This window comes from Shewanella intestini (genome assembly GCF_018221465.1).
Lineage (GTDB): Bacteria > Pseudomonadota > Gammaproteobacteria > Enterobacterales > Shewanellaceae > Shewanella > Shewanella intestini.
Genome location: NZ_JAAIKR010000010.1, coordinates 139,778 through 151,305 on the forward strand (window position 1 = coordinate 139,778; position 11,528 = coordinate 151,305).

At 41.0% G+C, this 11,528-nt stretch carries 11 protein-coding genes and 1 pseudogene; 3 read left to right on the forward strand and 9 right to left on the reverse strand.

Annotation, left to right across the window (positions count from 1 at the left end; genetic code table 11):
* Positions 1–238: 238 nt before the first annotated feature.
* The 5 genes from G3R48_RS11320 to catB all read right to left on the reverse strand — a co-directional run bounded on the left by G3R48_RS11320 (position 239) and on the right by catB (position 4,095).
* Positions 239–2,422, reverse strand: a complete 2,184-nt coding sequence (locus tag G3R48_RS11320) for an OsmC domain/YcaO domain-containing protein (protein WP_153664159.1) — start codon at positions 2,420–2,422, stop codon at positions 239–241.
* Between the two features lie 168 nt (positions 2,423–2,590).
* On the reverse strand, positions 2,591–2,824 hold the full coding sequence (locus G3R48_RS11325; RefSeq protein WP_153664161.1) for a hypothetical protein: 234 nt from the start codon (positions 2,822–2,824) through the stop codon (positions 2,591–2,593).
* A gap of 68 nt (positions 2,825–2,892) precedes the next feature.
* Positions 2,893–3,060 carry a hypothetical protein gene (locus G3R48_RS11330; protein ID WP_153664163.1) on the reverse strand — a complete coding sequence of 56 codons (168 nt, stop codon included), beginning with the start codon at positions 3,058–3,060 and terminating at the stop codon, positions 2,893–2,895.
* A 162-nt stretch (positions 3,061–3,222) separates the two neighbouring features.
* Positions 3,223–3,393 carry an aspartate/glutamate racemase family protein gene (locus G3R48_RS11335; RefSeq protein ID WP_153664165.1) on the reverse strand — a complete coding sequence of 57 codons (171 nt, stop codon included), beginning with the start codon at positions 3,391–3,393 and terminating at the stop codon, positions 3,223–3,225.
* Between the two features lie 72 nt (positions 3,394–3,465).
* Positions 3,466–4,095 (reverse strand): type B chloramphenicol O-acetyltransferase, encoded by a 630-nt coding sequence (gene catB / locus G3R48_RS11340; RefSeq protein ID WP_153664167.1) that lies wholly within the window; start codon positions 4,093–4,095, stop codon positions 3,466–3,468.
* Positions 4,096–4,465: 370 nt separating this feature from the next.
* Between catB and G3R48_RS17425 the strand changes: the two genes are divergently transcribed.
* Positions 4,466–4,582 carry a hypothetical protein gene (locus G3R48_RS17425; protein ID WP_416375468.1) on the forward strand — a complete coding sequence of 39 codons (117 nt, stop codon included), beginning with the start codon at positions 4,466–4,468 and terminating at the stop codon, positions 4,580–4,582.
* A 224-nt stretch (positions 4,583–4,806) separates the two neighbouring features.
* Here G3R48_RS17425 and G3R48_RS11345 read toward each other — a convergent pair whose 3' ends face one another.
* The 3 genes from G3R48_RS11345 to norV all read right to left on the reverse strand — a co-directional run bounded on the left by G3R48_RS11345 (position 4,807) and on the right by norV (position 7,961).
* Positions 4,807–5,145, reverse strand: coding sequence for a TehB family protein (locus tag G3R48_RS11345; RefSeq protein ID WP_153664169.1), 339 nt, complete (start codon positions 5,143–5,145; stop codon positions 4,807–4,809).
* Between the two features lie 140 nt (positions 5,146–5,285).
* Positions 5,286–6,422: an NADH:flavorubredoxin reductase NorW gene (norW, locus tag G3R48_RS11350; RefSeq protein ID WP_153664171.1), complete on the reverse strand. Its 1,137-nt coding sequence runs from the start codon at positions 6,420–6,422 to the stop codon at positions 5,286–5,288.
* A 24-nt stretch (positions 6,423–6,446) separates the two neighbouring features.
* Positions 6,447–7,961 (reverse strand): anaerobic nitric oxide reductase flavorubredoxin, encoded by a 1,515-nt coding sequence (norV, locus tag G3R48_RS11355; RefSeq protein ID WP_153664173.1) that lies wholly within the window; start codon positions 7,959–7,961, stop codon positions 6,447–6,449.
* Positions 7,962–8,333: 372 nt separating this feature from the next.
* Between norV and norR the strand changes: the two genes are divergently transcribed.
* Positions 8,334–9,959, forward strand: a complete 1,626-nt coding sequence (norR, locus tag G3R48_RS11360) for a nitric oxide reductase transcriptional regulator NorR (protein WP_153664175.1) — start codon at positions 8,334–8,336, stop codon at positions 9,957–9,959.
* A 450-nt stretch (positions 9,960–10,409) separates the two neighbouring features.
* Entirely contained in the window at positions 10,410–10,835 is a 426-nt protein-coding gene (locus G3R48_RS11365; protein ID WP_153664177.1) for a GNAT family N-acetyltransferase, read from the forward strand.
* A gap of 354 nt (positions 10,836–11,189) precedes the next feature.
* On the opposite strand, the pseudogene G3R48_RS11370 reads toward G3R48_RS11365, so the two are convergent.
* A pseudogene (locus tag G3R48_RS11370) lies at positions 11,190–11,528 on the reverse strand (transposase); the annotation flags it as partial.

Here is an 11,528-nt window from a genome sequence, read left to right on the forward strand (position 1 = left end):
ATTGTATATATGAAAATACGTATATACAAAAAAAAACTAAAAATATTTGATCTACGCGACAAACATAATTTCCGGCCGCCAACAAAAACCACCATATCATTAGCAAATAAAGCGACATAAAAACCTTGGCCTTAGCGTTATTTGTAGCAACAAAAACGCTAACTTGTCTTTTTCCCCCCAAAAAAAAGCGAACCCCGAAGGATTCGCTTGCAGCACAACTAAGAGGGATTGATGTGGATTATTTTCCAGCCAGTTGACGCGCTTGATGCAGCTTTTTATAACTTTCAATTAAGCGTAAATGTGGCTCAATACCTTCAAGCGCCATGCTTGTTTGCGTTAAGCCACTAAAACGTACACTGCCATTAACACTGCCAATGGCATTTTGCATCACTTGTTCACCAAACATACAGTTAAAGTTAGCGCTAAAGTGTTCAAGTTGCAGTTCGTCATCTAACTCAACTTCTAACACGGCGTTAATCGCTTGATAGAATAAGCGGCGCTCAACGGTGTTATCGTTAAACTGTAAAAAGTCTTCCACCAGCTCTAGTGCTTCTTCATGCGCACCTAAGGCTAAAAAGATTAAGATTTTAAGCTCAATAATAGTGAGCTGTCCCCACACGGTATTTTCATCAAACACAATGCCAATCATGGTGCGGATATCAGTATAATTATCTTGCTGGCTTTCTTCTAAACGGTTAATTAAATCGACAAGTTCATCGTCTGACAAACGGTGTAGATTTAAAATGTCTTCGCGGTAATTTAGCGCTTTATTGGTGTTGTCCCAAATAAGATCTTCAACCGGATACACCTCTGAAAAGTCAGGGACTAACATGCGACAAGCCGATGCGCCTAACTGAGTAAACTCCGCGGTATAAACCTCTTTACCTAAGCTTTCAAGAATGGCAAATAAGCTATTTGCTTCATGCTCTGTTGTGCCAGAAAAATCCCACTCGTTAAATTCATAATCAGCATTACTGCTAAAGAAGCGCCATGACACCACCCCGGTTGAGTCAATAAAGTGCTCAACAAAGTTTTCAGGTTCGCTCACCGCCATGCTATTAAAGGTCGGTTTAGGCACATCATTTAAACCTTCAAAACTGCGCCCTTGTAATAGCTCAGTCAAACTGCGCTCTAATGCAACTTCCATACTCGGATGCGCGCCAAATGAAGCAAATACACCGCCAGTTTTTGGGTTCATTAACGTCACGCACATGACAGGGAACTGGCCACCTAGAGACGCATCTTTAACAACGACAGGGAAACCCTGTGCTTCAAGGCCTTCAATCCCTTCAACAATGCTTGGGTATTTTTCAAGTACTGACTTAGGCACGTCAGGCAACACCATTTCTTGCTCGATAATTTGGCGTTTAATGGCGCGTTCGAAAATTTCAGACAAACATTGCACCTGCGCTTCTTGCAAGTTGTTGCCCGCGCTCATGCCATTACTTAAAAACAGGTTTTCAATTAAATTAGACGGAAAGTAAACCGTCTCACCGTCACTTTTACGGGTATAAGGTATCGTGCAAATGCCGCGTTCAATATTACCTGAATTGGTGTCGATTAAATGAGAGCCGTTAAGCTCGCCATCAGGGTTATAAATATCAAGGGTGTAATCATCTAACATACCTTGAGGAAGCGCATCATCCGCTTCAAGCTCAAACCATTTTTCATTGGGATAATGGACAAAATCACTGTTAGCGATTTCAGTACCAAAAAATTGATCATTATAGAAAAAATTATTATTTAATCGCTCAATAAACTCGCCTAATGCTGAGCACAACGCACTTTCTTTGGTCGCGCCTTTACCATTAGTAAAACACATCGGTGAGGCGGCATCACGAATATGCAGCGACCACACATTTGGCACAATGTTACGCCAAGATGAGATTTCAATTTTCATCCCAAGCTCGCCAAGCATGCCAGTCATGTTTTTAATGGTTTGCTCAAGTGGTAAGTCTTTACCCAAAATAAAGGTACTTTCGTCGCTGTCACTTTGTCCCATTAGCATGGCGTTGGTATCACTGTCGAGGTTTTCAACGGTATCGATTTTAAATTCTGGTTGAGTCTGAACCACTTTTTTCACGGTGCAGCGATCAATTGAACGTAAAATACCGGTACGATCTTTATCTGAAATATCGTCAGGTAATTCCACCTGAATTTGAAATATTTGGTTATAGCGATCTTCAGGGTCAACAATGTTATTTTGCGATAAACGAATATTGTCGGTAGGAATGTCACGCGCCTTACAATACACCTTAATAAAGTACGCCGCGCATAAGGCTGACGAAGCAAGGAAGTAATCAAACGGACTTGGGGCTGAGCCGTCACCTTTATAGCGGATCGGTTGATCTGCGGTGACCGTAAAGTCGTCAAACTTGGCTTCAAGCCTTAAGTTATCGAGAAAGTTAACTTTGATTTCCATTTAATATACCCACAATCTTGCAAGGTCCAATGACCTAATTTAGCGAATGAGCCGCAATTATCGGTGTTTTTAAACCATTAGTCTTGAGTTAATTACTCAAAATAGGCAAATAAAGTGATGTGATAAACACCAAGACAAACGAGCTTACAGAAATGCACGCCTAAACGGCTATTTAGAGGAAGATTCAGACTCACGCTTAACTAATAAAAAGGTTAAATACATCTTAGTTGGCAACGACAATACCATGCCAAATGCCACACACATGGCACTAATAATAATGCCCTTTACTCCCATTTGCGCAATGGCATCATTAAAATTGTGTAAATAGATCCCTAATAATATAAGGCAAATCCCACAGCAAATACTCAGTTTAAGTAGCTTAATCACGGTTGAATTCCCCATAAAACCTCCGCCTAATCGCACCTGTAATAGTAACGGTAAACCTAACAACTAAAGAGTAAAATGACAGACTAATGAAAGCAATTATCCAAACGGCTTTTTAACCGACACCCCACAATGCCACCAATTAATAATGAGATAAACCAACCGCCACTAACGGTAGCAATATGCTGGTAGACCAAGGCGCTCATGACTAATCCTGCTAGCGTTGACACCAATATAATCGTGTTAGCTTTCATTATATTTTGCTTCGTCCCTTTAAAGAATAATCATCAATCTTGCTTAACAATATTAATATTGAGCAATGAATAGCGCATCGTCCAATACCAATGCTAAATAGTTAACTATATGCGAGTTTGCTTACAAGCATCACGCAGATATCGCCCCCACTCAACAGCTTTTTAGGCATAGATATAGGTGGTGTCGAGCCGCTCAACTTGAGTATCGGCTTGGTTAACCAACATACCAATTTCAGTGCAGCCCAAAATAACAGCCTGCGCACCTTGGTTCGCTAAAGACTCAATAATACCTAAATATTGTGCTTTAGAGCTGGCTAAGGTTTCCCAAAACACAATTCTTTATCGATAACATGATGAATAATCTCTCGATCTGGTTTCTTTGGGATGATGACTGTTAAACCAACCTTAGAAGTTAATTTTTTGCTGCCAATATTGATAAAGCAGCTCAATATCCCCCGAGCAAAGCAGTGTCATTGCCGCTGTTAATTGGCTTTGCGACCAATGCCACCACTGCATGTCAAGCAACATGGTAATTTGTGACTCACTAAAACGATATTTAATATGCTTAGCAGGGTTTGACCCCACCACTTCATAAGGTTTCACGTTTTTGGTCACCACAGCACGACTAGCAATAATGGCACCATCACCGACCTGCACTCCGGGCATAATCATCGCTTCAGAGCCAATCCAAACGTCATGACCAATTACGGTATCTCCCAAGCGCTGAAATCCATCTTGCGCCTGGGCAAAGTCGGCATTTTCTTGGTAGAAAAAAGGAAAGGTACTCACCCAATCACTGCGATGACCTTGATTACCTGCCATCATAAAAATAGCCCCCGAACCAATTGAGCAGTAGCGGCCAATAATTAACTTATCAACATCTGTTCTATCAGGGCTTAAATAGCGCGCGCACTCATCAAAGCTGTGTTGATGATAATAACCAGAGTAATAACTGTGCTCACCAACAATAATGTTTGGGTTGGTGACTTGTTGGGTTAAAGGCACGCCAGAAAATGGCGAATTAAAATAATTCATCTTCGTATGTTATCTCAAATTAGTCGACGCTTAACAACGGCGTCATTGCAAAATTTGTCATGCAAAAGCACATATTAACCCGCCATTAATAAGAATAATGGCTAGGGCGTGTTGACCTTTTGTGGTGAGATTGACCATCCTCATTGATAGTCAATCTCGCCGTAATCGCTCAACTCAGTATTACCTAAGCCTCAAATCAAGACCATGATATAGAACTAAAATTAATGATTAAATTGGCGTTAACACATCAAAGCATCTATGCGGTTAAATTTGACAATATTAATGATGAAAACGATAAAACCGCAGGGGGATTTTAGGTGAGATAAAGTAGGGCTGGCTTTATATTGAAGGGCTTTGGGTATGTGAGTCTATTCGTTCTTTAGGCGTTGGCTCAACACCTTTAAGTAAACTTGAACAATTTGCCATTGCAAAAAATGTGACTCATTGCCGACTAGAAACCACGTTCTTTCAAGCTTTAGCGTTCTAGTAGAAACAAGGTTATGAGGTATTCGCTGAATTAGTCGATATCCCCCAAGCTTCACAAGTTATTTTTTAAAGAAACAAATAACGATATAATTACATTGATGAGGTAAGGCGTCATTCGAATAATACGCACAATTCAAACAATGCAATATTCTAATCAATAACAGCAAGTTACCGCTAGATTGGGACGGCTAACCGTCCCTAATCCTAATAATCCACTATTTCAAATTACGATTTACTGTGAAACATTTTTTGGCCGCTTTTATCTTTGTCAGACCAGAAATTAATATTAAATTGCGCATCATCACTTAATTCAATACGGTGCCAATATTGTGGTGGGCTAGTGGCAAAATTACCGGCGTTAATCACAACTTTTACTTCAGGTTCGCTGGCATGTTCATCGGCAAAACCATAATAGGTCACCACCCCTTCCATTACACATAATTGGCCAAAAACCTCTGCGGCAGTGTTGTGATGAGTTAATAATGCGGATGGGACATTTTCTTTGGTAAAGAAAGGGGTAGAACGTTGAATAGTCCAATGACTAGGAATGCGTTGATGGCTCATTATATTCTCCTTTGCAAATGGCGGTTATGAAACTGGCAGCTAATCGATTAATAACGATTAAACTGACAGTTAATCCATTGCGATTAATGAAGGCTTACCAACATGATGGTAAGCCGGTCATGGTTGTCATGCTTTGCCCATTAAGCGACTTTTCGTAATAAGCTAAACGCATGCTGTACATTGGAGTCTGTCACCACAAAACCCGTAAGGTTGTGTTGTTCATCAAACGCTTCTGCACGAATACCTTGCGAACTAAAGTCGACTTTCCATGTTGAATCCGCATTAAACACCCCACCGACTTGAATGGGATACGACGGCGTTTTAACTTTCACCATCATGGCGGGAAAATTTAGTTGCGCATCTTGTCCTAATAATGTTTTCGCCAGCGTATTGGCACTTAATACAATAGGTTGTAAGTAAGCCATCACTTTGCCATTAATCTCTGCGCAATCACCTAGTGCGTAGACATCAGTGGCCGACGTGCGCAATTGACTGTCAACGTTAATACCGCGATTAACTGCAACCCCAGCTTGCTGCGCAAGATGAGTATTGGGCCTTAATCCAGCCGCTGAAATAATGCAATCAACCTGATACTGCAAGCCAGTTTTGGTTGTCACACACAGCGTTTTATCAGTATTGGTGCTCACGCTATCAACAATATTGTTTAATATTAGTTCAACACCGTTACTTATCAATTGTTGTTCTAACTTAAGCGCCACAAAGTCTGGCGCGACATTGGATAATATGCGGCTATTAGGTTCAACCACCAGCACTTTTTTACCACTGCTTTGTAAGTCCATTGCCAATTCAATGCCAATTAGGCCGCCGCCGATAATCAACACGGTGTCAGCGTGATTAATATCATGCTGTGCGCGACGATACTCATCCAAGCTATTTAAGGTAACAATATGTCGGGCACCATTACCTGCCACTGGCGGAATAAATGCACTGGCACCTGTTGCAAACACCAGTTTAGAGTAACGATGTGCTTGGCCGTTGCTATAAACACATTTGTCTTGAATATTAATGTTATCCACCCACGTATTGGCATGTAAGGTCACATTATATTGCTCGGCAAACGCTGCGCCAGACTGCTGCACTAAGGCATCTGCACCTTGCTGTTTGGTAAACACATGGCTTAAATCTGGCTTGTTGTATTCTGCGCCATCATCACCGGTAAACACCTCAATTGGCACCTGTTCATCTTGACGACGAATATTTTTAATCAGTTGATAAGCAGCAAAGCCACTCCCAATGATAATAATTGGATCACTCATATCCATGCCCTCTTATTCAGTTGATTACGCTTTATGTTCGATAAAAACGTCTTTACCTAAATTACAATCTGGGCAAAGGAAATAATCGGGAACATCAGTCCAAGCCGTACCAGGTTCAACACCTTGATTAGGCTCACCTATTGCTGGGTCATATATCCAGTTACACACAGTGCAAATCATACATTGGCAATCAGCAGGATGAGATGATTCGTTAGCTGTCGCTGTTTGTGCTGCAACTTGAACAGGCGCTGGCTCGGCCGCAACAGCGGTGTCAGTTGGCGTGTCATTCACTGCAGCCGGGGTAATACCAATGTGGTTAGTCGGCGTTGTTTTTGCCAACTCATGTAATGCCCATTGTTTGGCTATTTGACGACCATGTTCACGACATTCACGCATTGCATTTCCATCTGGTCGCCATTTGGTTTTAAGGCTTAATGCTGTTTCAAAGCCTGCGTCTGTAAGACGGGCATGAATACGGTCAACAGCGCCGCCGTTCCAACCATAACTGCCAAATGCAGCAGCTTTTTTATCTCTAAAGCGCAGTCCGGTAATTTCTTCTAACATGCCTGCGACTTTTGGCATCATCACATTATTCATGGTTGATGAGCCGACTAAAATGCCTTTTGATCGGAAGGTGTGCGACAAAATTTCGTTTTTATCATGCTTTGATACATTAAACACTTTCACTGCAACCGCTGGGTCAACGTCATGAATACCTTGAGCAATCGCGTCAGCCATCATGCGAGTGTTGTTTGACATAGAGTCATAGAAAATGGTGATTTTGTCTTCTTGGTATTTGTCTGCCCATTCAAGATATTGATGAATAATCTGTGTTGGATTGTCACGCCATACAATACCGTGTGAGGTAGCAATCATGTCCACAGGCACGTTAAAGCTCAATACTTCATGGATTTTAGCGGTCACTAAACTGCTAAATGGGGTAAGAATGTTGGCGTAATAACGCAAGCATTGTTCTTTTAATTCATTTTGATCGACTTCGTCATTGAATAAATGTTCATCACAATAATGTTGACCAAAAGCATCATTACTGAATAACACGGCATCTTCGGTCATGTAAGTCATCATACTGTCAGGCCAATGCAGCATTGGTGCTTCAATGAAGATAAGTTTTTTACCGTTACCGATATCTAAACTGTCACCGGTTTTAACGGTTTTAAAATTCCATTCAGGGTGATGATGATGACCGACAATCGAATCAATCGCCGCTTCAGTACAGTAAATTGGCGTATTAGGAATTTTTTCCATTAACGCAGACAATGCACCAGAATGATCTTCTTCGGCATGATTAATGACAATGTAGTCAATCGTATTTAAATCGATTTCCATTGCTAAATTTTGAATGAATTGATGGCTAAAACGGTGATCCACAGTATCAATTAACACGGTTTTTTCTTCGCGGATCAGGTAACTGTTGTAACTTGTTCCTTTGGTCATTTTGTATTCTGTACCGTGAAAATCTTGTACTTCCCAGTCGCGCTGTCCAACCCAATGAATGTTATTTTTTACATGAATAGTCATATCTATATACCTTAAATTTTAATAATATGGTTAGCGCGTTATCAACTACTGACATTGAATCATCCGCTGCAATGCTTAACGTCGCTGCTGTGAGTTAACCTCAAAGTTAACGATTAAATTGTCGATTGAATTTCTTGCTTAGGTATTTGCATTCAGCGTGCCAACTTTTTAACCATTTGATATATAAGAAAATTCATTAAAAACCCATCTCCAGTAATGTTAAAAAGACAGTTATCACATTTGTCAAAATGACAATTGCACTGTCAAAATAACAATCTAACTGTCATAATGAGACTGGTGATATGCAAGCTGTTTACTAAATCATTGTTGATGACAGCATGCTCATAAAGCAGCGTTAAGATAAGGGAAATCATGATTTCGTTAATGACTCAGTGGCAACAAATTACCCAAGATTTGCATTCAGGGCTAACCAGTCCAGACCGATTTGACCGACTTCTTGCCACTATCCGCCAAGTGCTTAATTGCGACGCATCTGCACTATTGGTTTATCAAGACCAACAATTTACGCCCTTAGCCATTAACGGCTTGGCCACCGAAGTGCTCGGCAGACGTTTTGTGATTAACGCCCACCCAAGATTAGAAGCCATTGCTCGTGCAGGTGATGTAGTACGTTTTCCTGCCGACAGTGACCTCGCTGACCCTTATGACGGCTTGATTCCAAACCTTCACGATAGCTTGCATGTTCACTCGTGCATTGGTTTACCGTTATTGATTGATGACAGCTTAATTGGTGCAATCACCATTGATGCATTTGATCCCGGCCAGTTTGATAGCTTACGCAATGAAGATTTACGCTTTATCAGTGCACTAGCAGCAAGTGGGCTGCATACCGCTTTACTGATTGAGCGACTTGAAAAACAAACTCATCTTGCCAGCGTGCATCCTGGAGCAATGGCATCACATACCCACCGCCCCCAAGAGATGATTGGTCAGTCAAACAACATGCTGGCTCTAAAAGAGCAAATTAATGCCGTCGCCAATACTGACTTAACTGTGCTTATCATGGGGGAAACCGGGGTCGGTAAAGAACTGGTTGCCAGCGCAATACACCATCAATCACCGCGAGCCAATCAACAACTGGTATACCTTAATTGTGCCGCCTTGCCTGAATCGGTCGCCGAAAGCGAATTATTTGGCCATGTAAAAGGCGCATTTACTGGTGCAATTAGCCACCGTAAAGGTAAGTTTGAACAAGCAGATGGTGGCAGTTTGTTTTTAGATGAAATTGGCGAGTTGTCATTGTCATTACAAGCCAAACTGTTGCGGGCATTACAATATGGCGATATACAGCGCGTGGGCGATGATAGGCATATCACCGTCAATGTGCGCATTGTGGCAGCGACTAACCGTCATATGGCTAACGAAGTCAAAGCGGGCCGCTTTAGAGCGGATTTATATCACAGGTTAAGTGTGTTCCCTATTGCCGTACCGCCACTGCGTCAGCGTGATGACGACGCAGTATTGCTAGCAGGGTTCTTTGCAGAGCGAATGCGGGAAAAGCTGCATATAGACACGATTCGTTTAAGTGACACCTTAATCAACCAAATTCGACACTACCCTTGGCCGGGTAATATTCGAGAGCTTGAACATGTCATTAGCCGCGCGGCCGTCATCGCCAAAAGCAGCCAAACTAACACCATGAATGTCTCCACGACCCAAGCGCCACTGTCCATTACGTTGTCGAGTCAACACCTTAATCTGCCTGAACAAAAAAACTCAGAGATTAATCATGTCGATGCTAAAGGCAATAACTTATTAGCACATGGGGAATTAATGCCTGAATCATTAGATACAAGCCCATTAACCGTTGATGTCTCCAACAAATTGGCATTTAAACAAGCAACACAAGCATTTCAAAAGCAGTTAATTGAACAGCGTTACCAACAGCAGCAACAAAACTGGGCAGCCACCGCGCGTGACTTGGGCTTAGACACAGGTAATTTACACCGTTTAGCTAAGCGTTTAGGGATTAAGTAAAGCTAATTAATAATAACCCTATATTGAAGCAAAGCTCTATTTAACAATGCTTATCTTCGTTTTCCATACAACATTTAATTGAAATTGCTCTTTTACAGTTGCCACCCTTAACTGCCTAGATTGCACGATCTAATGAACTGGTTTTATATACAGGAATAATGAGTTGTTTAATTTAAATCAAACAACTCATTAAGCAAGCCTAAAGTCGTAGTATTGGCTTAATTAAAAAACTATAATTGATTGATAAATATAAAAATAAACTCAAAAGCTCATTTTTTAAACGATATTATCGCGCAAGCCCGTTTTATTTTATGATGTTGAGGAAGTTTTATTTTTTTACATCAAAGAGATAGAAAATGTACGATGATATAAATCAATAACTTAAACGGCCGACTTTATCAGGCGAGCCGTTAAATAAGCTGTTATAACTCTCCGCGGTATGGATGAAAAATGAATATTGAAGTAACAGATAATCCTAATAAAAATGACCTTGAAGTAATAAGTAAAGGTATTCAGTCGTTTAATCAACAGCATATGCCAGATGAAGTTGTGTTCGAGCCTGATACAAAATTTGCGGCATTTGCAAAAGATGAAAATGGAAAAGTTTTAGGTGGTATTCGAGCAACAGGTTTCTGGAATTATTGCATCCTTGAGCTACTTTGGCTCTCAGTGGAAACTCGAGGTAAAGGTGTAGGGAATAAGCTTATGGACGCCGCAGAAAATTTTGCTAAAGAAAAAGGCTTTCAATACATACGTACAGAAACTCTTAGCTTTCAGGCTAAACCGTTCTATGAAAAACGTGGGTACAAAGTTTTTGGTGAGCTGCCCGATTATCCAAAAGGTTACACGACATACTGCCTTGTAAAAGAGTTATAACAAGGCGTTTAAGTCAGATTCGCAACGCTAGGCATTTTCGGTTTGCTTTGAATTTAGTGTTTACGGCACAATGGTTTAGGTCAGGTGGTCTGCGTTGCTCACTACTTAACGCGGCGTTATGTGCTAACTAACATGCTAACTAACATGCCACCCATAATTAATATAAGCAACACGACTCAATTCTAATGTATGGCTTGATAGACTAACCCGCGAATAACCAACCTAATTCAGCACTGATATACAAAAAAGTGCTAATTTGGTCGTTTATCTATTATTTGTATGAATTGAACACAGCCGAAAAACTTGATGACTATCAAGAATGAAATGTTAAGTGATTAAATCAGATAGGTAACGCTAGGCGCTCAGCCATTTTTGACAGTTAGCAGCGCTTGGTCGTCGTTTACGGTCGACATGTTGACAATAGTCAGTCAGTGCTGGCAGTGAGCCAACCGCGCCTTTAAATAATGCCTCAAACTCGGTGGTGATTGTTAACCAGTTTTCTGCTGGTATGTTTAATCGGTCAAGAATATGCTGACTACTTATACTTATCGCGCCACGCTTGTCATCACGAATAATCCGTCCTGTATCCTCTACAAGCACAATGTAATCTTTCACACTGTATATTAATCCGTTAGGCATATTCTGGCGTTCATTACCCACAAATGGCAATAATTCAGTAGGTTGCTCGCCTTT